The organism is Tabrizicola sp. BL-A-41-H6 (assembly GCF_050632395.1).
GTDB lineage: Bacteria > Pseudomonadota > Alphaproteobacteria > Rhodobacterales > Rhodobacteraceae > JAUYQR01.
In genome coordinates this window covers 4,076,629-4,102,623 of sequence record NZ_CP192600.1, presented here as the reverse complement: position 1 = coordinate 4,102,623, position 25,995 = coordinate 4,076,629, and the positions used below count along the sequence as shown (strand labels likewise).

Genomic DNA, 25,995 nt, shown 5'->3' with positions numbered 1-25,995 from the left:
CTGCTGCGCACATCGCGCAGCCTGGACTTGGAACTCAACTGATGTTGTCGCGGGAAAAAACCCGCGACCTGTCTCTGTTCTGGTTTGGTGGTCATAGCACGAGCAAAACTCCCGATCCCTTCCCGAACTCGGCCGATAAGTGCCGTCGCGCCAATGGTACTGCGTCTCAAGACGTGGGAGAGTAGGTCACCGCCAAACCTGATCAGAAACATGTCTCTCTCAAATACGATCCAAAACAAAACGATCCAGTCATCAATTGAGCCCCAACCCGCAGCTCACGATGACAACCGTCGCGGGGTGGAGCAGCCCGGTAGCTCGTCAGGCTCATAACCTGAAGGTCACAGGTTCAAATCCTGTCCCCGCAACCAAAATATAACAAACATATCAAGAAGTTACGAGCCGCCTTCCGGGCGGCTTTTTGCGTTCCAAACCGCGGGTCAACAATAGGTCAACAAAACGAGGCAAGTTGCGACGCCCACCTGGCCTGCCCCGATCGAGTGGTCCGGTTACAGTCTTGGTGCATGACGGGTCTTGGCGTTACGGCTGGGGTGGCCGGCGGAGCGGCTCCGGATGGCGAAGCCGGCCATTGGATGACCTCGGGAGCTGGCGGGCGATACCCAGTGATGAGTGCGGGCGCTTTGTGTTGTAGTGGCGGCGCCAAGACTCGATGACGATCCGTGCCTCGGCGAGGCTGTAGAAGATCTCCCCGTTGAGCAGCTCGTCCCTGAGTTTCGAGTTGAAGCTCTCGCAGGTGCCGTTCTCCCAGGGGCTGCCAGGCTCGATATAGGCGGTCTTTGCGCCGACGGCGGCGATCCAGTCCCTTACAGCTTTGGCAATGAACTCCGGGCCGTTGTCGGACCGTATGTGATCCGGCACGCCGCGCAGGATGAAGAGATCGGACAGCACGTCGATGACGTCGGTCGATCGGAGCTTCCGGTTGATCCGGATCACCAGGCACTCCCGGGTGAACTCGTCGATGAGGTTGAGCATGCGGAACTTCCTTCCATCATGAGTTCGGCTTTCAACGAAGTCGTAAGACCAGACGTGCTTCGGACGCTCAGGCCGGAGACGGATGCAGGACCCATCATTCAGCCAGAGCCGGCCCTTCTTCGGTTGTTTTGCAGGCACCTTCAGCCCCTCCCGCCGCCAGATGCGCTCGACCCGCTTTACGTTCACCGCCCAGCCCGCCTCGCGTAGAAGAGCCGTGATCCGGCGGTAGCCGTAGCGACCAAACTGGCTGGCGAGCGCGATGATGTCCGCGGTGAGAGCCTCCTCGTCGGCCCGGCCCTGCGGCATCTTCCGCTGGGTCGAGCGATACTGCCCGAGGACACGACAGGCGAACCGTTCCGAGATCCGGAACCGCTGCCTGACATGCTCGATGCAAGCACGGCGACGGGCGGGGCTCAGAAGTTTCGCTACGCGGACCTTCGGTTCCCGATGCCGCCTCCCGCAGGATCAGCTTCTCGAGGGTCAGATCGGACACTGCCTTCCGCAACCGCTCCCTCGCCATTGGGCTCGAACCAATGGCGCCTCAATGGCTCGATCCTTCTCCAGTTCCTTCAGGCGCTTCACCTGGTCAGTCTTCAACCCGCCGAACTCCTTGCGCCACCGATAGTAGGTGAACTGCGTCACGCCGATCGAGCGCACGGCTTCGGCCACAGACTGGCCTTGCGATACCAACACGTCGACCTGCCGCAGCTTGGCGACGATCTCCTCCGGCTTGTGCTTCTTCTGGGGCATTCCTGCATCCTCCAAATGGCTCGTAAGCCATACCTCAGGGAGGACCACTTTTCAGGGGGCAGATCAAAGTGGAGTGCCCCCACTGAAGTGGTCCACCAACTGGGATATAATGATCCCATTTTTTGGAGGACCAGAAGATGGCTGGAAAGCGAGAGAAGCCGGAAGATATAGTACTGAAGCTGCGGCAGGTAGAGGTGCTGCAGGGTCAGGGCAAGTCGGTGAAGGAGGCGGTTTGTCAGATCGGCGTGACGGTGCAGACCTACTACCGATGGCGCAAAGAGTATGGCGGGATGAACCGCGATCAGCTGAAGCGGCTGAAAGAGCTTGAGGTCGAGAACCAGCGGCTGCGGCGCGCGGTGTCGGATCTTACCCTGGACAAGCTGATACTGACCGAGGCTGCACGGGGAAACTATTGAGCCCTTCCCGCCGACGGCGTTGCATCGACCATGTGCGGCAGACCCTTGGCGTATCCGAGCGCCGGGCCTGCCCCACACTCGGGCAGCATTGTTCTACGCAGCGCCAGATGCCATGTGGCCAGCCAGATGAAGAGCGGCTGACTGCGGACATCATAGAACTGACGCGGCAGTTCGGGCGCTATGGCTATCGGATGATCACCGGGCTGCTGAACAACGCTGGCTGGCATGTAAACCACAAGCGGGTCGAGCGGATCTGGCGGCGGGAAGGGCTCAAAGTTCCACAGAAATAGGTTAAAAAGGGCCGGCTTTGGCTGAACGATGGCTCCTGTGTTCGGCTGCGGCCCGAACATCCCAATCATGTCTGGTCCTATGATTTCGTCTAGGACCGGACCCACGACGGCAGAGTATTCCGCACACTCAACATTATCGACGAGTTTACCAGGGAGGCGCTCGTGATCCGCGTCAAGCGCATTGACCTGCCCGCCGGAATTTCGCTCGGTCTGATGTAGGTTCTGCGCAACCCTGAAGGAGCAGACGAATTCGAAAGAGCCGTTTCAGCGGCGCTTAGATTATCGGGGACGCGCAGATTATCGGGATGATCAAGGAGCAGGAGGCTGGTTTGCCGACGGCTGAGCTGTGCCGCAAGCATGGCCTTAGCCCAGCGACGTTTTACAAGCTGAAGGCCAAGTATGGCGGGACGGACCTGTCAGACACAAAACGCCTGAGGCAGCTTGAGGAAGAGAACGCCAAGCTGAAGCGCTTGGTGGCGGATGTCATGCTCGACAATGTCGTGCTCAAGGATCTGCTGGGAAAGCCCTGACGTCGAGCCATTGTGCGCCATTGGTTCGAGCACAATGGCGAGGGATGCAACGGCGGGACGCGGTGTTGCGGGCGTTGAAGGGTCATCCGATCTCTCAGCGCCGGGCCTGCGTCTTGATCGGTGTCGATCCCAAGACCGTGCGGCGCGAGCATCCGCCCGATAATCCGGAGATCCGTCTGGAAATGAACAAGATCGCCGAGAAGCGGCGTCGGTTTGGGTATCGGCGCATTGGTGTCATGCTGGAACGTGTGGGCATGGTGATGAACGAAAAGAAGCTTTACCGGATTTACCGGGAAGAGGGCCTGTCGGTGCGTCGCCGCCGTGGCCGCAAACGGGCGCGCGGCAGCCGCACAGCGATGCCGGTCCCGCTGCGGCCGAACCAGCGCTGGTCCTTGGACTTTCTGTCCGACACCTTCGGGGCCTGCCGGAAGTTCCGCATCCTGGCGGTCAACGACGATTGCTGCCGTGAAAACCTCGGCCTCATTGCAGACACCAGTATCTCCGGGGCCCGGGTCGCGCGGGAACTGGATGCGTTGGTCAGGATCTACGGAAAACCGGCGTGTATTGTCTCTGACAATGGCACCGAGTTCACCAGCAAGGCCATCCTCAAATGGGCGAACGACAACAAGGTCGAATGGCACTACATCGATCCGGGCAAGCCGCAGCAGAATGGCTACATCAGGTCATTCAACGGCAGCCTGCGCGACGAGTGCCTCAACGAGGAGATCTTCGACAGTCTGGCTGATGCTCGCCGCAAGCTGGCCCTGTGGCGATACGACTACAACCACATCAGCCCACACTCATCGCTGGGGAACCAGACCCCGGCAGACGCGCGCCGGGCGCTTGAGCAATCTGAGGGCAACGCGCCCGACGCGCTTGCCCAACCCGAAACCGACAACTATCAACCCCAAGGACTCTCGTTATCAACGAGGCACGACCGGCGGGCAGGTGACAGACTAAGGGCAAAACTGAAGGTGCTCGTTAGAACTGTGCCCTCCGCACACACTTTGCGAGTGCGGAGGGCGCCGTTTCAGGGGATAGGGGCCAGAACCTTACGCTCCAAACCACCGGGCGCGGCGGCTTGCGCCGAATTGTTCTTTGTCGACGCGCAGGGCCTCGGAAGCGCCATGGAAGGTGCCGAAGGGCTTTGGACCTGACAAGAAATCCACATCAACCCGGCCGATCCGGTTCGCACCGAACTCGATATAGCATGAGCCCGCACCGGGGTTGCGCGCCGTCTCGGCCTCGTTCCGCAACCGCGAGATGATGTTGGCGGCCACGGTACGGGCCGCGCCTTCGGCATAGACTCCGGCTTTCGGCACCCCGGTATTGGCCAGATCGCCCACGGCATAGACGCCGGGGAACTTGGTCAGCAGCGTGAAAGGATCAACCGGAACCCAGCCGCCTTCAGTCAGGCCTGCCGACACGACCACATCCGCCGCACGGTTCTTGGGCACGCCCAGAAACAGATCGCACGGCAGGATGGTGCTATTGTCCAGTACCACCGTCTTGCCCTCGACCGCCGTCACGCGGGTGTTGGGGATAAAGGTGATCCCGCGCTCGGCAAAGGCGCCAAGGATCGCTTTCGACGTGTCCGGAGAGGGAGGAACCGGCGAGGGCAAGGGGTTGACGAGGGTGATCCGTGTGACCCCATCAAGCCCGCGGGACTTCATGTAGTCATGCATCATCAAGGCGCATTCGGCCGGGGCGGGCGGGCATTTGTAGGGAGCGCCGCAGACGCCGACCACCACATCGCCGCCCTGAAACCCGGGCAGGACCTTGGACAGATGCGCGGCGCCGGGGACAGAGTAGAATTCGTTCACGCCCAGTACCACACCGGGGGTGGCGCTGACATCGTAATCCGCGCCAAGGGCGATGATCAGGATGTCGGCTTCATGCACACCCTTGTCGGTCGTCACGCGCTTGGCCTCGGCGTCGATGGCCGTGATGGTCTCGCGCAGCAGGCGCACGCCGGGCTTGGCAAAGGTGGCATAGGGGTTGCGGATCATCGTCTCGGACTGGCGGCCAAACAGCATGTCCAGTTTCGAGTAGCCAAAGACAAAGCCGTCGGACTTGTCGATTAGGGTGATGTCGATGCCGTCGCCCAGAGCCTCGGAAAGCGAGGTCGACAGTTCCAGCCCGCCGAAACCGGCGCCGAGGATCAGGATACGGGGTTTCATGCGTTCTCTCCCTTGGTCAGGCCGGGTTGCGCCACGATGCGCAGATAGGGTTTGGGCGCGTCCCAGCCCTCGGGGTACAGGCCTTTGGCCTCTTCGTTGCTGACCGAGCCTGCAATGATCACATCCTGCCCGAAGGTCCAGTTGGCCGGGGTCGCCACTCGGTGGGTGGCGGTCAGCTGCAGGCTGTCGATCACGCGCAGGATCTCGTCGAAGTTGCGGCCCGTGGTCATCGGATAGGCGATCATCAGCTTGATCTTCTTGTCCGGTCCGATGATGAAGACATGCCGCACCGTCTGGTTGTCGGCGGCGGTGCGGCACTCGGCGCTGTCACCGGCTGCGGCGGGCAGCATGTCGTACAACTTGGCCACGGCCAGCGTCGTATCGCCGATCATCGGGAACTGTGGCATCGCGCCCTGGGTTTCGGCAATGTCATCGGCCCAAAGCGCGTGCTTGTCGACAGGATCGACCGACAGGCCCAGGACCCTGACACCGCGCTTGGCGAACTCGGGGGCCAGATGCGCCATCCGGCCCAGCTCCGTGGTGCAGACTGGGGTGAAATCCTTGGGGTGCGAGAAAAGAACAGCCCAGGAGCCTGCTATCCAGTCGTGGAAGGACATAGTGCCTTGTGTGGTTTCGGCAGTGAAGTCGGGGGCGATGTCGTTGATGCGCAGTGACATGGTGTTTCCTCGTTTGATTGGTGATTGCCGGGCGAGAATGACCTAGCTATGTTCCTCCAGCGTTCCTCTTGCTGCGGCACGCTGTGACGTAGCGCGTTTGCTTTGTGGCAGGCTTGCGGGGAATAATGCGTATTGAAATTCAGATACTTGGCGGGTTTTCGGTAACAGTGGACGGCGTTCTTGTCGCCGCCAGCCTGTGGCGTCGCGACCGTGCTGCGGCTCTGGTCAAGCTGCTGGCGGTTACGCCGCAGCACCGGATGCACCGCGAACAGGTGTTGGACCTTTTCTGGCCAGAGGCTGATTCGGAGGTCGCAGGCGCTGCCCTGCGCAAGGCGGTTCACTACGCCCGCAAGGCGCTTGGCCAAAATGACTTGATCTCCACAAACGGGGATAGCCTTGCCCTGGCCCCCTTGGCCGATCTGGTGATCGACGCCGAGACCTTCGAGGCCGCGGCCAGTGCGGCCCTGCGCCAGCCAACGCCCGAGACCTGCGGAATTGCCGCCGACCTGTACCGAGGGCGGCTTCTTCCCGATGACCTCTATTTTGACTGGCTCGACGCCCGGCGCACGGGGCTGGCGCAGCGCCATATCGACCTTTTGCGCGCAGGCCAGCTGTGGCAGCGGCTTATCGCCGTCGAACCCAGCGACGAACCGGCGCAATGCGCGCTGATGCAGGCCGCACTCGACTCCGGCAACCGCGCCGAGGCGATCAGGATCTTCAACCAGTTGCGCCAAAGCCTGCATATGGAGCTTGGGCTTGGCCCCTCGGCCGAGGCCGTGGCGCTTTATGAAAAGGCGCTGGCCATTCCCACCGTCGATCCGGTCAGCCAGACCGACCGCATTCGCGCCTCGCTCGCCTGGGGGCTTTTGCACCTGCACAGCGGCGATTTCGAAAAGGCCCGCGCCGTGGCCGAGGAGACCCGCGCCCTGGCGATGGCAGCGGGTCTGGCGCGCGAAGTTGGCGAGGCAAGCGCCCTGATGGGCCTGTGCGCCATGATGCAGGGGCGCTGGAAAGAGGTCTTTCATTCCGAATTCATCGCCTGGGCCCGCAAGACACCCGACAAGGTCGCCCAAGTTTTTGACGGCCACCTCTGCCTCGCCGAGTTCTGCCTGTGCAACGCCAAGGGCCACCATGAGATCGGGCTGGCGGCGCAGGAATTGCTCTCTGTGGCCGAAGGGGCCGGATCGACGGCAGGCCGTGGCCTTGCATTAATGATCCTGGGCGAAGTGGCGCTGTTCTCGGGGCAGATCGGTGAAGCCGAGCGGCTCTTGACGGAAGCGGAGGCGCTTCTGGCAAAGGCAGAGGCGTCCGCTGGCCGGGTGCTTGCGCTGGAACGGCTGGCCGAGATTGCCTTGTCCAGCGGGCGGAACTGGCAGGCCAAACGGCTGATTGCGCGGGCGGAGGGCATCGCCGCGACCTCTTGGCTTGCGCCGCATCTGCAGATCCGGCTGAAGGGCCTGTCCGTGCGGGCGGCGGGGTCGAAGGAAAAGGCGCTGGAGGCCATTCACGAAGGCGATCGGCTTTTGTCCCAACACAGTCATGGGTGCCAGCCGTGCTCGATGGGGTTCCGTGTGGCTTCCGCCTCCGCGCTGGCCGAGATGGGCGAGTTGGACCAGGTCGGCCGGCGGCTGGACGAGGCCGAACGGATTTCCGCCATGTGGCATGGCGGGCCTTGGGTGGCCGCCGTCTGGGAAGCCCGAGGCATCCAGCGCCGGGCCGAAAAGAACGACGCGCGGGCGGTGTCGGCCTTTGAAGAAGCGGCCGGCCGCTACGCCTCCCTTGGCCGCCCAACCGATGAAACCCGATGCAGGTCGCAGATTTCGAGATGGTCCGGAGGTGTCTGACCCAGTCCGAAATGGATACTGGTTTCGACTTACCGGAGCCCCGGCCGATCTGCTAAACCAGCAAAGGCTTCGGTAGGTCGAAAAGGGCAGTGATCCAGAAGATCGACGACCAAAAATTGCTATGTCGTGCGATCCGTCGCCTGCAAACCGTCAATATCTGAAGTTGCTAGTGTCTGTGGCTACGGCAGATGGCGATCCGGTAACTTATTTGCGACCGACCGCTTTTGTGAAATCGCTTCATTTCGAGCAACTTGTGCTCAGAGGCCGCTTTGGGCCGTTGGCGCCCTGCCCTACGCGACGGACTTAAAGCGAACTCATGCATCTGCAGTTTGATGGTCGGAAGAATCCGGTTGAGCAGCCCCACCTGGCGGCGAACTTGGCGCGGTTCAACCACTGGCCTATGTGTTCGCCTTGAGCACTTCCGCTTCGGCGACATTGTGCTTCACTGCGACGAAGCTGTCAGGCGTAACCGAGATCGAGTCGATCCCGGCCTTTACGAGAAGCTTGGCAAACTCGGGGTCGTCGGATGGGGCCTGACCGCAGAGGCCGACTTTGGCCCCGGCCTGGTGGGCTCGGGCGATCAGGCTTTCGATCATCCACAGAACCGCGGGATCAGATTCGTCAAAGAGATCGGCCAGATCCTCGGCGTCGCGGTCGATGCCCAAGGTAAGCTGCGTCAGGTCATTCGAGCCGATGGAAAAGCCGTCAAAGCGGCTGGCAAACTCTTCGACCAGAATAACGTTGGCTGGAATCTCTCCCATTACATAGACTTGAAGGCCGTCCTTGCCGCGCTTCAACCCGTGCTTCTCCATCGTCGCCAGCACTCGGTCGGCCTCCTTTGGGCTGCGGCAGAAGGGGATCATCACGACAACATTGTCGAAACCCATCTCTTTGCGAAGCCGCCCGATCGCCTTGCATTCCAGGGCAAAGCCCGCCTCGTAGCGGGGCGAGTAGTAGCGCGAGGCCCCACGGAAGCCGATCATCGGGTTCTCTTCATGCGGTTCGAATTCGCGTCCCCCCAGAAGTTCGGCATACTCGTTGGTCTTGAAGTCACTCATCCGCACGATGACCGGGCGCGGGTAGGCGACGGCGGCGATCTGCGAGAGGCCGCGGGCGAGGCCGTCGATGAAGTATTCGGTCTTGTCGGGGAAGGACTTGGTCAGCTCGGCGATCTGGGCCTTGGCGGCATCGTCCTTCAGGCGGTCGAAATGCACCAGCGCCATCGGGTGAACCTTGAGGGCGTTGTTCACCACGAATTCCATTCGGGCAAGGCCGACGCCGTCAAATGGCAGCCGCCACCAGCGAAAGGCGGCAGAGGGGTTGGCAAGGTTCAGCATGATCTGCGTGCGTGTCTTGGGCAGGTCGTCGACGCGCAGGACCTCGGTGGCAAAGTTGGCAATGCCTTCATAGATCACGCCTTCGTCGCCGCCAGCGCAAGAAACGGTCACCTCTTGGTCGTCATGCAGGACATGCGTGGCATTGCCGGTGCCGACGATGGCGGGCAAGCCGAGCTCGCGGCTGACAATGGCGGCATGGCTGGTTCGGCCGCCATGGTCGGTGACGATGGCAGAGGCACGCTTCATGATCGGAACCCAGTCGGGGTCAGTCGTGGAGGTCACAAGGATCGAGCCGTCGATGAATTGGTCGATCTCACTGGCGGATTCAATGATGCTGACCCGGCCGGTGGCGACGGCAGACCCGACGCTGAGACCTTTCAGAAGCACCTTGCCCGACTTCTTTACCGCATAGGACTTGATGGCTCCGGCATCCAGGCGGGATTGCACGGTCTCGGGGCGTGCCTGAACGATGAACAATTCGCCCGTATCGCCGTCGCGGGCCCATTCCATGTCCATCGGCTGGCCGTAATGCGCTTCGATCGTCGTTGCCATGCGGGCGAGGTCGAGAATCTCGGCATCGCTGAGGACAAAGGCAGCCCTTTCGGCCTTGGAGGTGGGGACGTTCTTCGTCTCGCCGCTTGTGGTGCCGGCGTAGATCATCTTGATCTCTTTCGCGCCGAGCGACTTCTTGACGATGGGGATGAGGGATTTGTCTGAAAGGAAGGGTTTGTAGACTTCGTATTCGTCGGGGTCTACCGCGCCCTGGACGACGTTTTCGCCAAGGCCCCAGGCGGCGGTAATGAGGGCGATCTTGTCAAAGCCGCTTTCAGTGTCGATTGAAAACATCACGCCCGAGCCGCCGGTATCGGACCGCACCATGCGCTGCACACCGATCGAGAGCGCGACCTTGGTATGGCCGAAGCCTTGAATCTGGCGGTAAGTGATGGCCCGGTCAGTGAAAAGCGAGGCGTAGCAGCGCCGACAGGCGGCCAACAGAGCTTTTTCGCCCCGCACGTTCAGATAGGTTTCCTGCTGACCGGCAAAGCTCGCGTCCGGAAGGTCTTCTGCCGTGGCAGACGAGCGGACGGCGACGGGCAGGTCGGTGGTTCCGGCGCGGCGCGACAACTCGCGATAGGACGACAGGATGTCGTCGCGGATGTCGTCGGGAAAGTCACCCTGCAGGATCATCGCGCGCACTTGCATCCCTGCGTCATGCAGGGGGATCTTCTGATCCTGCCAATGCGAGATGACATCGTCGATTCTTGCTTCAAGGGCATTGGCGGTTAGATAGGCGCGGTAGGCATCGGCGGTGGTGGCAAAACCGCCGGGGACTTTTATTCCCTTTTTGCCGAGTTGACGGACCATCTCTCCCAGCGAACTGTTCTTGCCGCCGACGAGGGCGACATCGCCGCGCGACAGGTCTTCGAACCACATGACGTTCACGGATTTCTTCGGCATCGCGCTCTCCTTCCGGATTGGGACAACGGCAAAGATAATTATGCTCCTTCTTCTCGCGGCCGGTCTTGACTGGGATCAAGGCGGGCCGGGGAATCAAGTGGCCTAATGAAGGAAGATCAAGAAATGGAGGCCGAGATGACCAAGACCGACATCCTGAGCATGATGCAACGGGTCAAGGGCGCGGCAGCGCTGGACGGCGCTTTGCTGACCGATGCGGCAGAGGTGCTTCGTCGCGTGTTTCCCGCCGTGCCGGTGCCGTCAGAGCCGGGGGAACAACCGGTCGAGGCCGTGCTGCACCTGATTGATATTGCGTTGCCGAGCTGGTCGATCAACCTGACCGGCAAGGCGACTGAGCCGGATGGTCATTGGCGCTGCTCCTTGCGCGAGACGCGAGGGAGCGACGAGATTGAAGTGGTGGGGCTGGGTGCTGGTCGGATGGTCGCCTTGGCGCTTCTGGAAGCCTTGCTGAGTGTGGCCGAACAGCGGAGCGCCGAATAGGGCCGCGCTACCGCGCAAGGGTTTCGCTGGCGCAAAGGCGCGTCGCATGGCTTCGGACAATGCCAAAGCCGCAGGGAGCTGACCTGACCAACCCTCTCTGAGCCCTACTCTCGGGTAAGGTCCGATAGCCGATCCACCCCGACAGGCGGTTCGGGGCAGAACGGCAAGACATACAACCGCTCCGCAAGCCCGCTGCGGATCCGGGTGATCTGCGCCGCCTCGGACACGATCCGCTTACGCAGCAAACGGTCGGTCGTTCCCGTTTTTGACATGGCGCGATTGACCACCCAGGCCCACGGCTCGATCTTTGCCCGACGCAAGTCCTCCTGAAGGCTCGCTGCCTCGGAGACAGGGGTGATTTCCGGCAAGGCCACAAGCACCACCCGTGTGTAATCGGGGTCTTGAAGTCGCATCAGCGGCGTCACGATCCGGCCCTGGATTGCGCCCATGTCCTGCGTCATCTGGCGGTGATAGGCGCCCGTCGCGTCAAGCAGCAGCAGCGTGTGGCCGGTGGGCGCTGTATCGACCACGACAAACGCACTCCGGGCTTCTGCGACGATCCGCGAGAAGGCATGGAACACCGCCACCTCTTCCGTGCAGGGCGACGCGAGGTCTTCGAGCATCAGGGCGCGGTCTGCCTCGTCCAGATCGCGCCCTTTGGTGGCCATGATCTTTTCCACGTAACGGGTGGTTTCGGCAATTGGATCGATGCGGTCGACGGTGAGGCCGGAAAGGTTGCCGTCCATCACCAGCGCCACATGTGCCGCGGGGTCTGTCGTCGTAAGATGCACTTGATGCCCACGCTTGACCAACCCCACAGCGATGGCTGCGGCAACGGTTGTCTTGCCCACGCCACCCTTGCCCATCACCATGACCAACCCGCGACCGGCCCGTGCCAGATCATCCACCATCGCGGCAAGGCCGGGTTCGTCAATGTCTGGCGGGAGCGCGGCCATATCCTTTGTCATCTCGTCGGCCCGGAACAGTGCGCGCAAGGCGGGCAGCCCGACCATGTCGAACGACCGCAACGGCACCTCGCTGCGGGGAAGCGCGGCAAGGTTTGGCGGCAGTTGCGCCAGAACCGCAGCGTGATCGCGGGCCAGTCCATTCGCAACCGGGTCGCCTTGCCCACTCGCATGGAACACGCCGTTCACGACCAACCGCTGGTTCGCCAGCCCCAACGCCCGCAACTCATCCGAGGTCCGCGATGCCTCGCGCACAGCCCCGCGGTCGGCACGCGTCACAAGGACGATCGAACTGCGCTCGGGGTCAGCCAAAGCATCCAGCGCGGCCCGGAAGCGCGTTTCTTGCATCTTCAGACCCGAATGTGGGCCCAGACAGGAGGCTCCACGATCATTGCCGTGGAGAAAGCCCGTCCACGCGCGCGGAAGGCTGAGCAATCGCAGCGTATGGCCGGTCGGCGCGGTGTCGAAAATGATATGATCATACTCCGGCGCATCACCGGCAAGGAGACCGACAAATTCGTCGAAGGCCGCGATTTCGATCGTGCAGGCGCCCGAAAGCTGCTCGCGCACGGTCGCCTTTTCGTCCTCCCCCACGTCCGGTCCCAGTTGGTCGATTACCCGCGCTCGATAAGCCTCGGCCGCCTTGTCAGGGTCGATGTTCATGGCAAACAAGCCGGCCGCACCGGGGATCGCCGTGGGTTGGTCGGAAAGCGTCGCACCCAGCATTTCGTCGAGGTTCGAGGCGGGATCGGTGCTGACCAGCAAGACCCGCTTGCCGGCATCCGCCAAACCCAGCGCCACCGCGCAACTGAGCGAGGTCTTTCCCACCCCGCCCTTGCCGGTGAAGAACAGAAAATGCGTCGGCTTTCGAAAGAGTGGTTCTGCAAACACTGCTATTCCTCGGAAAATCAAATGCACTCTAGTGCATCGACGCAAATCGTTCGATGACATGGGTCAATCTACCTGCCGGCATGAACTGCTTTGCTGAAAGACGGTTCAGAAAGTGCGCGAGTGGCTGCTTTGAGCGGAATGGTGTCTGACGGCAGTGCGGCATTGCTCGTCCATGACAGTACGATGGCGACAGTTCGCCGCTCAAAGTTCGACTGGCAGAAATATTTTGGCCCATCGAGATTGGCAGCCCTTCTTGCGCAGCCGATGGCCACTCAGATGCTTCCCCTTGAAGCAGCACCGGAATAGGCTGTCACCCGAGACCTGAAAGAGGGGCATCCATGCGCGCAGCCGCAAATCCCGTAGTGCACATCGACGATGACCGGTTTCGCGTCACCGAGTGGCAGTTTGCCCCGGGGGCAGAGACCGGCTGGCATCGGCATGGCCATGACTATGTGATCGTGCCCTTGTGTGACGGCCAACTTGTGCTTGACCTGCCGGGCGGCCAGAAAGCCACGGCCAGCCTGACGCAAGGCGTGCCTTATTCGCGGCGTGCGGGTGTTGAGCATAACGTCACCAATGGCTCTGACAGCGCCCCGCTGGCGTTTCTGGAGGTGGAGGTGGTGGATGACGCGCTGGGCCATCGCCGTCAGGCGACGATGATTGCGATGATGGCTGCGTTCAATGCGCGCGACGTCGAGGGCGTCATGGCCTGCATGTCCGCGGACTGCGCGTTTCACGCTTCGGCCGGTCCCGAGGTGGAAGGTCAGCGCTACATCGGGCGCGACGCCGTGCGGCAGGCAACCGCAGCGGTTTTCGACGCTTTCCCCGAGGCCGCCTGGACCGATGGCATGCATGTGGTTGCGGGCGACAAGGGCCTGTCGAGTTGGCGCTTTGTCGGGCGCCGCCCGGATGGCAGTCCGGTCGACGTGCGGGGCTGCGATGTTTTCGGCTTTGACGGCGATCTGATCGCGGTCAAGGACAGCTACCGCAAGGCGCGGGGCTGATCAGCGGTTATAGCGGATGAAGGGCGTCTGTTTGCCGATGCGGTCGTAAAGGCGGCGACCGACTTCGTTGAAGTCTTGCGTCAGCCAATAGACCGAAGGTGTGCCATTGGCGTCGGCAGCAGCATAGACCGCCTCGATCAGCTTGCGGCCTACGCCGGCGCCGCGTGCTTCGGGCGCGACGTAGAGGTCTTGCAGGTAACAGACGTTCTCGATCTTCCACCCATGGCGGTGGAAAAGGAAGTGGGTCAGGCCCATTGCCTTGCCATCGACAAGGGCGATCAAGCCGTTGAAATCCTGGGGGTCATTGCCCAGAAGCCGGGCGAAGGTGCTGGCATAGACCGCCTCGGGCACCGTAGTTTCATAATAGTCCAGATAGCCGGTCCAGAGGCGGCGCCAGTCGGCTTCGTCATGCGCAGCCATGGGGCGGATGGAAACTTCGGGCATGGGTTCTCCGGCAAAGGGAGCCGGCCCCGCATGCACGGGGCCGGCCAAGCTGGTGACGCTTACTTCATCAGGTCGGCCACCGGAATGGGTGCAGAGATCGTCCATTCATCGACCACGCCGGGCTTGCCAGCGTTGGTTTCCACAATCAGATAGCGGGCCTGATTCTGGTGGTGCAACTCGCTGGTAAAGGTGCGCGGGCCAAACAGCGTCGGCTCGGCGTTCATCTTTTCAAGTTCCGCCACCACGGCTGCGGTTTCGGTGGTGCCTGCGCGTTCCACCGCCTTGGCCCAGACGTCGATCATCACGTAGCCGGGATAGACATACTGGGTCGAGGGATCGCCGCCCGTCACTTCCTTGTACTTGGCGTTGAAGGCGGTCACGTCGGCATTCGGGTCATCGCCATAGATCGAGCCCTGAACCGGCACGTAGAAGTTAGACAAGTCCGGCACAGCAGAAAGCCAATAGGAGCCGTCCACGCCCGAGCCGTTCAGGATCATCGAGTTGATCCCGGCGGCGCGGATCTGCTTGATAGCCGAGACTGCGCCCGGCATCATCGTGCAGAGCATGATCGCGTCGGGCTCTTCGGGCAGGGCCTTGATGCGGGTTATCTGGGCGGCGATCGAGGCGTCTTCGTTCAGGAAGGTGTCCTCGCCCACCAGTTTGGCATCAGCCAGCTTCGGCAGCATGTAGTCAAAGCCGTCGCAGATGCCCTTGTTGTACTCGGTCCAGGTATCGAGCAGGCGATAGAAGGTGCGGGCTTCTTTCTTGGTGTAGGACCATTCGGCCATTGTGGCACCCTGAACCGCCGCCAAAACTGAGGCCGAGAAGGAGTTCGGGCCAACGCCCTGAATGCCCGCCTTGATCGATTCAGCGCAAAGGAAGAACGATGGCAGGCCGGCGCTTTCGGCCGCAAGGGCTGCGGGCGAGCCGAAGTCATAATCGCAAGACACGACAACCATGTCGGCGCCGGCGTCGATGACGGTCAGACCCGCCTTTGCGCCTTCGGCGCGGTCGGTCTTGGTGTCGGCATTGACCACTTCGATCTGCTTGCCCAGAAGGCCGCCTGCCGCGTTGATCTCGGCGATCCGGATCATGGCAGCATCTTGCGCGGGCTTGTCATAGGCCTGCATGAAGCCGGTCTCTGCGGTGGCAAAGCCCACGATGATCTTTTCGTCATCGGCAAGCGCGGGTGCGGTCAGGCAGGTGGTGGCTGCCAGCACGGTCATCAGTCTTTTCATGGCATCTCTCCTTGTTGAACAGTTTCTTGGTCAGTTTCGGGGGCTTTTCGTGCCCCTGGTTTCCAAAGTTGCCCGTCCGGGCAGGCTCAGGTCTTTGTTGCCCATGATTCCGGCGGGCCGGAACATGAGGATCAGGATCATCACGACGCCGAGGGCGATTTCCTGCACGCCCCCCGGCAGGGCAAAGGTGGTCTCGCCGATCTGAACCCCGGCTTCCAACCAGCGCAGGGTCTGGATCAGGGTGGACAGGATAAGCACGCCCAGCACCGCGCCCGACAGGCTGCCCATGCCTCCCACCACAAGCATCGACAGGGTGATGAAGGTCAGCCCGAGGTAATAGGTGTCGGGGGTGACGATGCCGATGGAGTGCGAATAAAGCGCGCCCCCCATCCCCATGATCGCCCCCGAGATCACGAAGGCGATAAGGCGTGCGCGGGGAATGTCGATGCCACTGGCGGCGGCGGCGGTGGGTTCGTCGCGGGCGGCGCGCAGGGCAAGGCCGTGGCGCGAAATGCCATAAGCCCAGGCCGTTAAGACCGATATCAGGGCAGCAATCAGATAGGGCCAGATCGACCGGATGATCGGAATGCCCACGACCGATGAAGTGGCAGCGGTGACGCTTTCCCAGTTCGAATAGATCGAGTTCACCATGGCCAGCATGGCAAAGGTGGCGATCGAGGCGGCGATCCCCGAGAGCCGCATCAGCACCGATCCGAAGATCAGCGCCCAAAGGGCTGCCCATCCGGCGGCGACAATGGCCGAGCCCCAATAGGGGATTTCCATCTGCATCAGCCAATCCGGCAAACCGGGCATCGACATGCCCTTCATCATCGGCTTGATCGTGGTCCAGGCCGCGACATAGCCGCCAAGGCAGGCGAAAGCGATGTGGCCAAACGAGATCACGCCCGAATTGCCGACAAAGACCCAGAGGCCCACGACGAAGATCACCTTGAGAAAGATGTCGATGATGGTCTGGTTGAAGGGTTTGGACCCCACCGCCACCGCAACAAGCGCGAAGGCTATCAGGAGCAGCCCAAGCAGAACTGGCGTGACGAAGGTGCGACGGGCAACGGAGGCCGACATCATACGCGCTCCTTGGTGCCGCGGGCCGACAACAAGCCCTGCGGGCGGAAGATCAGCACCAGGATGACCGCGCCATAGACGAAGGCATCGCGGAAGGCGCGCGCATCGGGCGGCAGGATCACCTGCATGACCGTGGCAATCGCTCCGAGCAGAAACCCGGCCAGAACCGCCCCCGCCAGACTGCCCATGCCGCCGATCACGGTGGCGATGAAGGCCATCAGCATCACGGACGCCCCCATCGTGATGTTGGCGGTCCCGGTCTGCGACCCAAGGATCAGCGCTGTGGCTGCAGCTAGTGCGCCCGAGAGGGCAAAGGCCCCCATGATTACCCGGTTGGCACGGACCCCCAGCATCCGCGCCATGGCAAAGTTTTCGGCCGCCGCCCGCATCTCCAGCCCAAAGCGGGTGCGGCGCAGAAAAGCGGTGAGCCCTAACAGCACTGCAATGGTCACGGCGATGGTAATCAACTGCAAGAGGGGGATCCGCGCGCCAAGGATTTCAACGGGTTGGCTGAGTGATGGAAGCAGGGAAATGCTTTTCGGCCGGCTAGAGAACAGCATCAGCAGGAAATAGCGGATGACGAAGCCCAGCGCGAAAGAGGCGATCATCATGGTCGCGGGGTTGGCACGTCGAAAGCGGCGGAACACCACCACCTCGGAGGCCATCGAAAGGGTCGCCCCGATAGCCAGCACGAAGGGGATCAGAAGATACCACGGCAGGTTGCCCGCAAAGATGATGGCGACAGCATCGACCGAGGGCCAGAGCAGCGCAAATACGCAGGCTGCGATCACATCGCCATGGGCGAAGTTCACCAGCCGCATGACGCCAAAGATCAGCGCGATACCCAAGGCGCCAAGGGCATAAAGCGAACCAAGCGAGAGCGCGTCGAACAAGACCTGCAACAACGATCCCATCAATGCTCTCCGTATCCGAAATAGGCCGCTTGCATAGCCTCTGACTGCCCAAGGGCCTGCGCGTCGCCGTCGAGCACAATCTCGCCGCCGCGCATCAGCATCATCCGCCCGCCCACCATCATGGCGCGGGTCGACGACTGCTCGACGATCAGAAGGGTCAGCTTGCGCATCGCCTGAAGTGCGATCAGCCGTTCATAGACCTGATCGGTGATGTTCGGGGCCAGACCAAGCGAAGGTTCGTCAATTGCCACAAGACGCGGGCTGGTCATCAACGCTCGCCCGATGACCAGCATCTGCTGCTGACCGCCCGACAGAAGACCGGCCTGCGAATGGCGGCGGTCTTTCAGGATGGGGAACGTGGCATAGACCGCTTCCAGCTCGGTCGCGGCACGGGCCTTCCAGCCGCGAGTCGCACTGTGCATGCCGGTGCCGACCATAAGGTTTTCCTCGATGGTAAGCGAACCAAACACATCTCGCCCCTCAGGCACCATCGACAGGCCAAGGCGCGCGATGTCTTCGGGCACGCGCCCGGTAATGTCGTGGTCAGCGAAGTCGATGCGACCACCGGATGGCGGCGTCACCCCGGCAATGGCGCGCAAAAGCGAGGATTTCCCGGCCCCGTTCGGCCCGGTGATAAACAGAATCTCACCCTCGGCCAGGCTGAAGGTCATCTGGCGCACAGCTGTCAATCGTCCGTAGCGCACCGAGACGTTGGAAAGCGCAAGAAGGCTCATTCCATCACCTCAAGCACCGGAAGGTTGGTATCGGCGGCAGTGCCCATGTAGGCATGGCGCACCCGCTCGGAGGCGCGGATGGTTGCGGGATCACCGGTTTCGATGACAACGCCGCTATCCAGCACCACGACATGGTGGCACAGGTCAAGCACCAGGCCGACATTGTGTTCGATCAGCAAGACCCCGCAGCCCATCTCGCCTGCGATGCGGCGGATCAGGGCAGACAAGTCTTGCGCCTCGGTCGCACTCATCCCGGCGGCGGGTTCGTCCAAGAGCACGAAAGCGGGCTTGCCCATCAGCGCGCGGCCGATCGCCACCCTGCGTTCGTCAGTATAGGGCAGCGCCCCGGCGACCCGGTTAGCGAGGGGCGCGATGCCGACCCAGTCCAGCATCGCCTCGGCCTCGGCGATCGCGGCGGCGCGGGAAAGGCCAAGGCCTACTCCCGTCACTTCAAGATTGTCGATCACCGCCAGATCGCGGAACAACCGTCCGCCCTGAAAGGTACGGGCGACGCCCCGGCGCCGCAGCTCGTGCGGTTTGAGACCGGACAGGTCTTGCCCGTCCAGACTGACCGAGCCCGAGGTTGCTGGTTGAAACCCGGTCATCACGTTGACAAGCGTGGTTTTCCCCGCCCCGTTCGGGCCGATCAGCCCGACGATCTGGCCGGAAGTTACCTTCAGGTCCACCTCCGACAGGGCGCGCAGCCCCGCGAAGGCAACCGATATCTTGTCAGCGCTCAGATCGCTCATGTCGCCCCTTTCTTGCGGTCGCGGGTGATGAGGTAGGAGCCGCTTGCATCCAGCCGCGCCGTCCAGCCCGGTTCGAGCACGATGGTCGTGGTGACTTCCTCGATCACCGCAGGTCCCTTGATCGAGGCCCCGACACCCAGGGGGGTGCCGTCATAGATCGGCGTCCTCACCCGTTTGCCATCGGCGCTGAACACTGCGTCGCGGTGGCCTTTCACCGCCTTTTGCGCCGTCGTGCCCTTGCCGATGGACATGCGCTCGGGCTTGTCCACGACGCCGTAAACCGTGCTTTCGATGTTCACCACTTCGACTACCGACTGCGGTTCGGCATAGGTGTAGAGTTCCTTGTGCCGCTTGTGGAAGGCGTCCTTGATTTTGGAAATCGACTTGGCGTCAACCTTGAAGTTACCAATTTCCACTGTGCATTCATGGACCTGACCGACATAGCGCATGTCGAGGCTGCGCTTGGTGATGATGTCTTTGGCCTTGAAGCCATCGCTTTTCAGATGCGCCACGCCTTGCGCCTCGATCTGAGTGAACAAGGTGTCGATCCGCGCAAAGGCCGCGTCATTGTCCAACCGCAAAGGTGCAGTCGCCATGTAGTTGTACTTCACGTCCGAGATGATCTGACCAAAAGCGCACAAGCCCGAAGCCAGTTTCGGCAACACGATGGTATCAATGCCGATGGCGTCGGCCAGCGCCGTGATATGTGCCGCTGTCGCCCCACCTGCGCCCACCAGCACAAAGTCGCGCGGGTCATAGCCACGTTCCACGGTAACGCGACGGATGCCGTTGACCATGTTGGCGTTGACGATGGTGAACATGCCATAGGCGGCGCGTTCGACGCTCATGTTCAGGGGGTCTGCGAGGTTGGCCTTGATGGCGTCATGGGCCTTTTGATAGGCCAACGGAAGCCGCCCGCCGACCAGACCATCGGGGTTCAGATACCCCATCACAAGATTGGCGTCCGACACCGTCGGGAGTTTGCCGCCTTGGCCATAGCAGGCCGGCCCCGGATCGGACCCGGCAGATTGCGGCCCCATCTGCATCAGACCCATCTCGTCGATCCAGCCGATCGAACCGCCGCCCGCGCCCAGGGTTTCCACCTGAATCATCGGCACCCCGATGCGGTAGCGTAAGAAGTCGATGTTCTTGTTGATGTTGGTCGACCCGTCCTTGGTCAGCGTGATGTCAAAGGACGTGCCGCCCATATCGACGGTGATGACGTTCTTGTAGCCGAAAGGTTCGCAGACATATTGCCCTGCCGCCGGGGCGGACGCCGGCCCCGAGTTGATGGCATAGACGGAGCGATCGGTCATCGCCTGTCCAATCGCAAGCCCGCCGTTCGACTGGTAATAGCGCACCGGCTGTTTGGCCCCGAGGCTGCGGAAATAGCTGTCCACCGCAGCGACGTAGCGCTTCATGATCGGGGCGAGATAGGCGTTCACCACCGCGGTCGAGGTGCGGGTGTATTCGCGGACCTGCGGGTATAGCTCGGACCCGAGCGTCAGGATCACCCCCGGCATCATCTCGCGCACGATGGCTCCGGCGCGGGCCTCGTGGTCGGGATGCAGCACCGACCAGACAAAGCTGATTGCCACGGTTTCCACACCTTCGGCTTTGAACACCTCGCAAGCGGCGCGGACGTCGGCCTCGTTCAACGGCTGACGGATTGAGCCATCCGAAAGGATCCGCTCGCGGATACCCCGGCGCAGATAGCGCGGCACCAGCATGGTAGCGGGCGGGTATTCCGGATCATAGCGGTAGCCGTCTTCCTTGTGACCAAGGCGAATCTCAAGGCTGTCTTCGTGGCCCGCCGTGCAGATCAGCCCGGTTTTTGCGCCCTTGTGGGTGATCAGAGCGTTCAGCCCAACCGTCGTGCCGTTGATGCAAAGATCGCAGTTCGACACCACCGTTTCAGCCGAAACGCCCAGTTCTTCAGAGATGAGCTGAAGGCCGTTTCTGATGGCCAATGTAGGGTCCTGCGGGGTAGACAGGGCTTTGAACAGCCGAACTTGACCGGTCTTGTCGGCCAGAACGAAGTCAGTGAAGGTGCCGCCGGCGTCAATGCCCAGACGATAATCGGATTTCATCTCATTCCCCCTTATTTCGCGGCCACGGCGCGTTTGGCGCGCAGGGCTGATGTTGCTGCGATATCCACGTCCAGCGTGGTCGGGTCCTTGATGATGACGCCGTAATCCTCTCTTGCCCCCTGGATGGAAACGAGCCCGTTCTTCACATCCCAGACGACCTTCTCGACAGGCCGCTCCATTGGGTTGCCGTAGCCGCCGCCGCCGGGGTTCATGTTGGTGATGCGGTCACCTGGTTTGATGACCTTGATGACGTTTTCGCGGATGGTCTCGGAATGGTTACCCTCGACCAGTTCCAAGCGGCCCACCTTTGTGTCGATCATCGTGCTGGAAGCCCCTGCCGCACCGACGGCAGGAATGCGGCGGCCTTCGCCGAAGGTGATGAAGGTCATGTCGTCGTTCAGCGGCTCCACTTCCCAGGCCGTGCCCGAACCGCCGCGGTTCTTGCCTGCACCGCCCGAGTCGGTCATCAGCGAATAGCGGTGGATGATGATGGGATAGGAATATTCCAGCAGTTCGACATCACCGCTGGTCAACGCGCCAAAGCAGCACTCCGGCCCGCAGGCGTGCCAGCCGTCCTGGCTTGGCGTGGCCCCGGCACCACTGATGATGGTTGCCAGCACCATCGTCACATATTCTTCGTCGTGGCGCTTATCCCAGCCGGCGATGTTCAACCCGTTGGCATGGCCCCAGGATGCCGAAACCTTGGATGGCACCGCCTTTTCAAAAGCCAGCCGGACCGCATCGGTCAGTGTCTCCATCGGCGTTGTGGTGCAGTTCATGTGCGGCGCGGGTTCCACCGCGTTGCACAGGGTGCCTTTCGGCCCCATGTTGACCGAAACGCAGCGGTAAAGCCCCTCGTTATAGGGTGGCGGCAACTGGGCAAACATCATCAGTCCCAGGTAGACACCGGAGTAGCTGTTCCCCTCGTAGCTGTTGATGAAATACGGGATCTGTGGCGGCGACGAGATTTCGATGTGGCAGTTGTCACCGGTGATCGTCACGCGCGCCTTGATCTCGAAATCGCCAAAGCCGTGACCGGCATCTTCCAGAATAGCGCTGCCGTCATAGGTGCCGTCTGGCACCGTGGCGATCAGCGCGCGCATCTGTTTTTCGGCCATGTCCAGAAGCGTGTCGATGCAGGCATCAACGGTTTCTTCGCCGTATTTCTCCAACATTGCGATCAGCGCGCGTTCGCCGACCTGACAGGCCCCAATCAGTGCGTTGAAATCGCCCTCCTGGTCACGGCGGGCGCGCATGTTGGTGAAGATGAAGTTCAGCACATCTTTGCGCGGTATCCCCCGATCCCAAACCTTGACGGGCGGAATGCGCAGGCATTCGGCATAGATTTCCTTGGCATTGGGGTTGTAGCCCGCGGGCACCGGGCCGCCGATATCCGTGAGGTGGCCCTTGCAGACCGTCCAGTATTTCAGGCGTCCCTTCCAGAACACCGGTTTGTAAAAACAGGTGTCGATGGCGTGGCTGCCACCCCAGGCCGGATCGTTGTGGATCAGAAGATCGCCTTCGTGGATATCGCCCTCGAAGTATCCCGCCACCACCTTCATCGCCGGGATCAGGGACCCAAGGTGAATGGGAATGTCCTGCCCCTGCAGGATCATCTCGGGCGTGGCGTTGAACAGCGCGGTTGAATAGTCATGCGCCAGATTGAACACGCTGGAACGTGCGGTCTTCTCCAGCGACAGTGTCATCTCGCGCTGGGTTGTCTCAAGGATGCCGCGCACCACCGACAGGGTGATGGGGTCGACCTCGATCTTCTTTGCGGTTTTCCTGGCCACTACGATGCCCTCCGGTAAGGGCCGCGCAAAAGGGTGCCGCTCGGGCAAGCCACCCGTCCGAATCGATGCGTTCCCCTGTCGCGCGGCGTCTGTTGCGCCTTTGTGTCAGGGACCGTAGCGGCGGTTCTGCCCGGCCGTCTTTGCCGTTGGTGCACAGGCTTTTGTCTTTCCGTGCATTCAGTGCCGTGGGCAAGATCTACCGCTTTACAGAAATGCCCCGCCGTGGCCTGATGAGAGAAACAGGGAATGGCGCGATGAAGTCCACGATCAGCACGCGCGGGGTCGACGTGTCGGGGCGCAGCCGACATTGGCACGAAACCATCGCCCGCACCTATTTCCCGCTGGATTTGACTTTCCAGCGCCCCGAGGCTTTTGACGGCGAGTTGTCCAGCTGGGATCTGGGCGGTGTATCGCTGTCGCGCCTGACCTCGGACCCGCTGGTCTACCGCCGCCTGCCCAAACACTTCCGCGAGCCGGGACCAGAGGAGTTTCTGGTCACCCTGCCCGCCAAATCGGAACTGCGCTTTACCCAGGGCGGCAAGGAAGTGCGGGCCAATCCCGGCGCCTTTTTCATCGAGCGCAGCCATGAACCCTATGAGTTCAGTCACGCCGATCCGGCCGATCTGTGGGTGATGAAGCTGTCCAAGGAAATGCTGGGTGGCCGCATCCGTGCGCCAGACCGCTTTTGCAGCCTGCAGTTTGATGCCACCAACGGCGCCAACGGGCTGTTCGTCGACATGGTCCACCTGATCCCGGCCCGATATGACAGCATGACCGAAGAGACCCGCGGGGTCGTCGGCCGACAGTTGGTCGATTTGCTGGCTTTGGCGATCCAGTCGGACGAGCGTGTGCTGACCTCGGGGAATTCGACGGTGCGCAGCGCCCATCTGGCACGTATCGAAAGCTTTGTTCGCCGCCACATCGACGACCCCGATCTGGGGCCGGAGGAGGTGGCGGGAGGGTGTGGCATCTCGCTGCGCTATCTGCATGAGTTGTTGCGCGACACCAACATGACGCTGGGCCAGTGGATCCGCGACACGCGGTTGCAGGCGGCAATGGAGGATATGAAGAACCCCGCCGACCGCCGCGCCATCGGCGAGATCGCTTATGCGCGGGGGTTCACCGATCAGGCGCAGTTTTCCCGCGCTTTCCGCGCCCGGTTCGGGCTGACCCCGAAAGAGGCGCGCGGCAGGGCCTGAGGGGCTGCTCATCGTCGCATGTCCTGCGCTCGTCGCCGGGGGGCGAAGCGAAGCGGGACGCCCGCGATGAACGAACCCGCTCATCACAGCCCCAGATGCGCCCGCAACCGCGCCAAAGCCGCTTTCCGGTCGGCCCGCGCTGCCAGCGCCTGATCCATCGACACTTCGACAAAGCGGGCAGGCGAATGTGGTTGCAACTGGCCGATCAGGTCCATGTCGGCGCTGATGACGCAGCCCAGCATCATGTAGCCGCCGCCCGACACCGCATCGCGGTGCAAAACGATGGGTTCCGTGCCGCCCGGCACCTGAATGGATCCGTAGGGATAACAGGCATCGACAATGTTCGAGGGGTTCGATCCCGCACCGAAGGGCTGCTCGCGCGGCACAAAGTCCAATGCGGTGCCGCCCTTGAAGCGGTAGCCGATGCGATCGGCTTCGGGCGCGACCTTCCAGGTGTCGGCAAAGAACTGCTTGCCCGCCGCTGACGTGATGCGGTGCCAGTAAAGCCCGGGCAGCATGCGTAATTCGGCAGGGCTCCCAGGCATACGGCGCAGATTGGCCGGAATCGCCCCCTTGCCACCCGCGCCAGCACCCAAGGGCAGGCTGTCGCCCGCCTTCAGGGCACGCCCCTCATGGCCGCCCAAAGCCCCCAGCGTATAGGTAGACCGTGAGCCAAGCTTGACCGGCACATCAATGCCGCCCGAAACCGCGATATACACCCGCGCCCCGGATTTGAGGTATCCAAAGCTCAGACGGTCGCCTGCCTTGACCGGAAAGGCCTCCCATGTGCTGCGCTCATCCCCGTTCAGCTTGGGCGGCAGATCGCCGCCGGTGACAGCCACGGTGGCAGGGACCGTAAACTCCAGCTCAGGACCCAGAAACACCGCTTCCAGAACCGCGGCACCTTCGTCATTGCCGACCAGCATGTTGGCCGCACGCAAGGCAAAGCGGTCCATCCCGCCCGAGATCGGAATCCCGAGGTGATAATATCCGGGGCGGCCAAGGTCTTGCACCGTGGTGGACAGACCGGGAGAGATGACATTAACGGCCATTCAAAGTCTCCATCAGCTTGGCATTTGTGCTGCCCATGTCTTTGTTGAACGCAGAAAGGCTGAAGGTTGCGGGGCGGATCACCGGCTCGTAGCGATTGGCATCCACCGCCTCGATCGCCGCGTCATATTCGTCGCGCGTCACTGGCTTCCACTTGACGATGTCGCCGGGTTTGAAGAGGCACATCTCGTCTTGCAGATAGCTGACCTTCTGGGTCGGGTCATATATCGGCATCGGCGTGACGCCGAACATCTGATATCCGCCCGCGCCGCGCACCGAGTAGATGCAGGAAAAGCAGCCGCCGTGGCCGATGGTCAGTTTCGGCGTGTCGGTGCGCGGGCGCAGGTATTTCGGCACCTGCAATTGACGCTTGCGCTCGACCATCTGGTAAAGGAACGGCAGCCCCGCCACGAACCCTACCATCGACACGAACCACGGCTGGCTCGAATGTGCCTTGATGAAGTCCTCGACCCCGCCAAGTCCGTTCACTTCGGCGGCATATTCCAGATCGGTGGCATTGGGGTTCTGGTGGCGTTCACGAAAGCGCATCAGGGTCTCGTGCGTCCAGGGGTCCTGATAAAGCACCGGAATTTCCATGATCCGAGTTTGCAGCGTGGCGTCAGACTTCGACGCTGCCCCTTCCATGGACTGCAGTTCCTTCAGCAGATCGCCGGGCTTGATGCGGTCCGGGTCGAACTTGACCTGAAAGCTGGCGTTGGCCGGGCAAATCTCGGTGACGCCCTTGATGCCCGCCACCTTGACGGCATTGGTCATCGAAAGCGAGGTGAAGAAGGCCTCAAGCGACATCTCTTCGCTGACTTCCGCGAAGATGTGCTCGTCGCCCCCGAAGGAAAAGCGGATCGACATGGTC

General features: G+C 62.0%; 18 protein-coding genes, 1 tRNA gene, 1 rRNA gene and 3 pseudogenes. 8 read left to right on the top strand and 15 right to left on the bottom strand.

Annotation, left to right across the window (positions count from 1 at the left end):
* The first annotated feature begins 83 nt into the window (after nucleotides 1-83).
* Together rrf and ACROUL_RS20165 are read left to right on the top strand one after the other, a co-directional pair.
* Nucleotides 84-198, top strand: a 5S ribosomal RNA gene (gene rrf / locus ACROUL_RS20170).
* Nucleotides 199-291: 93 nt separating this feature from the next.
* Nucleotides 292-368: transfer RNA gene (locus ACROUL_RS20165), tRNA-Met, on the top strand.
* 149 nt (nucleotides 369-517) lie between these two features.
* Here ACROUL_RS20165 and ACROUL_RS20160 read toward each other — a convergent pair.
* Nucleotides 518-1,740: pseudogene (locus ACROUL_RS20160) on the bottom strand (IS3 family transposase); the annotation flags it as partial.
* Between the two features lie 137 nt (nucleotides 1,741-1,877).
* Between ACROUL_RS20160 and ACROUL_RS20155 the strand changes: the two are divergent.
* Together ACROUL_RS20155 and ACROUL_RS20150 are read left to right on the top strand one after the other, a co-directional pair.
* A pseudogene (locus ACROUL_RS20155) lies at nucleotides 1,878-2,626 on the top strand (IS3 family transposase); the annotation flags it as partial.
* Between the two features lie 125 nt (nucleotides 2,627-2,751).
* Nucleotides 2,752-3,899, top strand: a pseudogene (locus tag ACROUL_RS20150) (IS3 family transposase); the annotation flags it as partial.
* 129 nt (nucleotides 3,900-4,028) lie between these two features.
* Here the strand turns inward: ACROUL_RS20150 and ACROUL_RS20145 are convergent.
* Both ACROUL_RS20145 and ACROUL_RS20140 read right to left on the bottom strand, forming a co-directional pair.
* Nucleotides 4,029-5,156: an NAD(P)/FAD-dependent oxidoreductase gene (locus tag ACROUL_RS20145; RefSeq protein WP_431301208.1), complete on the bottom strand. Its 1,128-nt coding sequence runs from the start codon at nucleotides 5,154-5,156 to the stop codon at nucleotides 4,029-4,031.
* Nucleotides 5,153-5,833, bottom strand: a complete 681-nt coding sequence (locus ACROUL_RS20140) for a peroxiredoxin (RefSeq protein ID WP_431301207.1) — start codon at nucleotides 5,831-5,833, stop codon at nucleotides 5,153-5,155. Before ACROUL_RS20140 ends, ACROUL_RS20145 begins: the two co-directional genes overlap by 4 nt.
* Nucleotides 5,834-5,958: 125 nt before the next feature.
* Between ACROUL_RS20140 and ACROUL_RS20135 the strand changes: the two genes are divergently transcribed.
* Nucleotides 5,959-7,677, top strand: a complete 1,719-nt coding sequence (locus ACROUL_RS20135) for a BTAD domain-containing putative transcriptional regulator (protein WP_431301206.1) — start codon at nucleotides 5,959-5,961, stop codon at nucleotides 7,675-7,677.
* A gap of 398 nt (nucleotides 7,678-8,075) precedes the next feature.
* Here ACROUL_RS20135 and ppsA read toward each other — a convergent pair whose 3' ends face one another.
* Nucleotides 8,076-10,472 (bottom strand): phosphoenolpyruvate synthase, encoded by a 2,397-nt coding sequence (ppsA, locus tag ACROUL_RS20130; RefSeq protein ID WP_431301205.1) that lies wholly within the window; start codon nucleotides 10,470-10,472, stop codon nucleotides 8,076-8,078.
* Between the two features lie 135 nt (nucleotides 10,473-10,607).
* On the opposite strand from ppsA, the gene ACROUL_RS20125 reads away from it, so the two are divergent.
* Nucleotides 10,608-10,970, top strand: a complete 363-nt coding sequence (locus ACROUL_RS20125; protein ID WP_431301204.1) for a hypothetical protein — start codon at nucleotides 10,608-10,610, stop codon at nucleotides 10,968-10,970.
* A 104-nt stretch (nucleotides 10,971-11,074) separates the two neighbouring features.
* On the opposite strand, the gene arsA is transcribed toward ACROUL_RS20125, so the two are convergent.
* Nucleotides 11,075-12,826 (bottom strand): arsenical pump-driving ATPase, encoded by a 1,752-nt coding sequence (arsA, locus tag ACROUL_RS20120; protein ID WP_431301203.1) that lies wholly within the window; start codon nucleotides 12,824-12,826, stop codon nucleotides 11,075-11,077.
* Between the two features lie 338 nt (nucleotides 12,827-13,164).
* Between arsA and ACROUL_RS20115 the strand changes: the two genes are divergently transcribed.
* Complete coding sequence (locus ACROUL_RS20115) at nucleotides 13,165-13,830, top strand: nuclear transport factor 2 family protein (RefSeq protein ID WP_431301202.1); 666 nt, start codon at nucleotides 13,165-13,167, stop codon at nucleotides 13,828-13,830.
* Here ACROUL_RS20115 and ACROUL_RS20110 read toward each other — a convergent pair whose 3' ends face one another.
* Genes ACROUL_RS20110 through capB form a run of 8 tightly spaced genes read right to left on the bottom strand, consistent with a single transcriptional unit; the run spans nucleotide 13,831 to nucleotide 22,875 of the window.
* Nucleotides 13,831-14,274 carry a GNAT family N-acetyltransferase gene (locus ACROUL_RS20110; protein WP_431301201.1) on the bottom strand — a complete coding sequence of 148 codons (444 nt, stop codon included), beginning with the start codon at nucleotides 14,272-14,274 and terminating at the stop codon, nucleotides 13,831-13,833. It abuts the gene before it with no gap.
* A gap of 59 nt (nucleotides 14,275-14,333) precedes the next feature.
* On the bottom strand, nucleotides 14,334-15,512 hold the full coding sequence (locus ACROUL_RS20105) for an ABC transporter substrate-binding protein (RefSeq protein ID WP_431301200.1): 1,179 nt from the start codon (nucleotides 15,510-15,512) through the stop codon (nucleotides 14,334-14,336).
* A 30-nt stretch (nucleotides 15,513-15,542) separates the two neighbouring features.
* Entirely contained in the window at nucleotides 15,543-16,598 is a 1,056-nt protein-coding gene (locus ACROUL_RS20100) for a branched-chain amino acid ABC transporter permease (RefSeq protein WP_431301199.1), read from the bottom strand.
* Nucleotides 16,595-17,509 (bottom strand): branched-chain amino acid ABC transporter permease, encoded by a 915-nt coding sequence (locus ACROUL_RS20095; RefSeq protein ID WP_431301198.1) that lies wholly within the window; start codon nucleotides 17,507-17,509, stop codon nucleotides 16,595-16,597. The genes ACROUL_RS20100 and ACROUL_RS20095 overlap by 4 nt, the downstream gene beginning before the upstream one ends.
* On the bottom strand, nucleotides 17,509-18,243 hold the full coding sequence (locus tag ACROUL_RS20090) for an ABC transporter ATP-binding protein (protein ID WP_431301197.1): 735 nt from the start codon (nucleotides 18,241-18,243) through the stop codon (nucleotides 17,509-17,511). Before ACROUL_RS20090 ends, ACROUL_RS20095 begins: the two co-directional genes overlap by 1 nt.
* Nucleotides 18,240-18,992 (bottom strand): ABC transporter ATP-binding protein, encoded by a 753-nt coding sequence (locus tag ACROUL_RS20085; protein ID WP_431301196.1) that lies wholly within the window; start codon nucleotides 18,990-18,992, stop codon nucleotides 18,240-18,242. Before ACROUL_RS20085 ends, ACROUL_RS20090 begins: the two co-directional genes overlap by 4 nt.
* A complete protein-coding gene (gene capA, locus ACROUL_RS20080; RefSeq protein WP_431301195.1) occupies nucleotides 18,989-21,082 on the bottom strand; it encodes a caprolactamase subunit alpha in 2,094 nt (697 codons plus the stop codon). Before capA ends, ACROUL_RS20085 begins: the two co-directional genes overlap by 4 nt.
* 11 nt (nucleotides 21,083-21,093) lie before the next feature.
* Nucleotides 21,094-22,875: a caprolactamase subunit beta gene (capB, locus tag ACROUL_RS20075; protein WP_431301194.1), complete on the bottom strand. Its 1,782-nt coding sequence runs from the start codon at nucleotides 22,873-22,875 to the stop codon at nucleotides 21,094-21,096.
* A gap of 254 nt (nucleotides 22,876-23,129) precedes the next feature.
* Here capB and ACROUL_RS20070 point away from each other — a divergent pair, with 254 nt between their 5' ends.
* Complete coding sequence (locus ACROUL_RS20070) at nucleotides 23,130-24,074, top strand: AraC family transcriptional regulator (RefSeq protein WP_431301193.1); 945 nt, start codon at nucleotides 23,130-23,132, stop codon at nucleotides 24,072-24,074.
* Nucleotides 24,075-24,157: 83 nt separating this feature from the next.
* Here the strand turns inward: ACROUL_RS20070 and ACROUL_RS20065 are convergent, their stop codons facing one another.
* Both ACROUL_RS20065 and ACROUL_RS20060 read right to left on the bottom strand, forming a co-directional pair.
* Nucleotides 24,158-25,126: a biotin-dependent carboxyltransferase family protein gene (locus ACROUL_RS20065; RefSeq protein ID WP_431301192.1), complete on the bottom strand. Its 969-nt coding sequence runs from the start codon at nucleotides 25,124-25,126 to the stop codon at nucleotides 24,158-24,160.
* Nucleotides 25,116-25,991, bottom strand: a complete 876-nt coding sequence (locus ACROUL_RS20060) for a 5-oxoprolinase subunit B family protein (RefSeq protein ID WP_431301191.1) — start codon at nucleotides 25,989-25,991, stop codon at nucleotides 25,116-25,118. Before ACROUL_RS20060 ends, ACROUL_RS20065 begins: the two co-directional genes overlap by 11 nt.
* Nucleotides 25,992-25,995 lie beyond the last annotated feature (4 nt).

Bases quoted from the DNA above. Each gene is read 5' to 3' on its own strand.
- ACROUL_RS20145 (WP_431301208.1), bottom strand. From the start codon at position 5,156: ATGAAACCCCGTATCCTGATCCTCGGCGCCGGTTTCGGCGGGCTGGAA.
- ACROUL_RS20140 (WP_431301207.1), bottom strand. From the start codon at position 5,833: ATGTCACTGCGCATCAACGACATCGCCCCCGACTTCACTGCCGAAACC.
- ACROUL_RS20135 (WP_431301206.1), top strand. From the start codon at position 5,959: ATGCGTATTGAAATTCAGATACTTGGCGGGTTTTCGGTAACAGTGGAC.
- ppsA (WP_431301205.1), bottom strand. From the start codon at position 10,472: ATGCCGAAGAAATCCGTGAACGTCATGTGGTTCGAAGACCTGTCGCGC.
- ACROUL_RS20125 (WP_431301204.1), top strand. From the start codon at position 10,608: ATGACCAAGACCGACATCCTGAGCATGATGCAACGGGTCAAGGGCGCG.
- ACROUL_RS20115 (WP_431301202.1), top strand. From the start codon at position 13,165: ATGCGCGCAGCCGCAAATCCCGTAGTGCACATCGACGATGACCGGTTT.
- ACROUL_RS20110 (WP_431301201.1), bottom strand. From the start codon at position 14,274: ATGCCCGAAGTTTCCATCCGCCCCATGGCTGCGCATGACGAAGCCGAC.
- ACROUL_RS20105 (WP_431301200.1), bottom strand. From the start codon at position 15,512: ATGAAAAGACTGATGACCGTGCTGGCAGCCACCACCTGCCTGACCGCA.
- ACROUL_RS20100 (WP_431301199.1), bottom strand. From the start codon at position 16,598: ATGATGTCGGCCTCCGTTGCCCGTCGCACCTTCGTCACGCCAGTTCTG.
- ACROUL_RS20095 (WP_431301198.1), bottom strand. From the start codon at position 17,509: ATGGGATCGTTGTTGCAGGTCTTGTTCGACGCGCTCTCGCTTGGTTCG.
- ACROUL_RS20090 (WP_431301197.1), bottom strand. From the start codon at position 18,243: ATGAGCCTTCTTGCGCTTTCCAACGTCTCGGTGCGCTACGGACGATTG.
- ACROUL_RS20085 (WP_431301196.1), bottom strand. From the start codon at position 18,992: ATGAGCGATCTGAGCGCTGACAAGATATCGGTTGCCTTCGCGGGGCTG.
- capA (WP_431301195.1), bottom strand. From the start codon at position 21,082: ATGAAATCCGATTATCGTCTGGGCATTGACGCCGGCGGCACCTTCACT.
- ACROUL_RS20070 (WP_431301193.1), top strand. From the start codon at position 23,130: ATGAAGTCCACGATCAGCACGCGCGGGGTCGACGTGTCGGGGCGCAGC.
- ACROUL_RS20065 (WP_431301192.1), bottom strand. From the start codon at position 25,126: ATGGCCGTTAATGTCATCTCTCCCGGTCTGTCCACCACGGTGCAAGAC.
- ACROUL_RS20060 (WP_431301191.1), bottom strand. From the start codon at position 25,991: ATGTCGATCCGCTTTTCCTTCGGGGGCGACGAGCACATCTTCGCGGAA.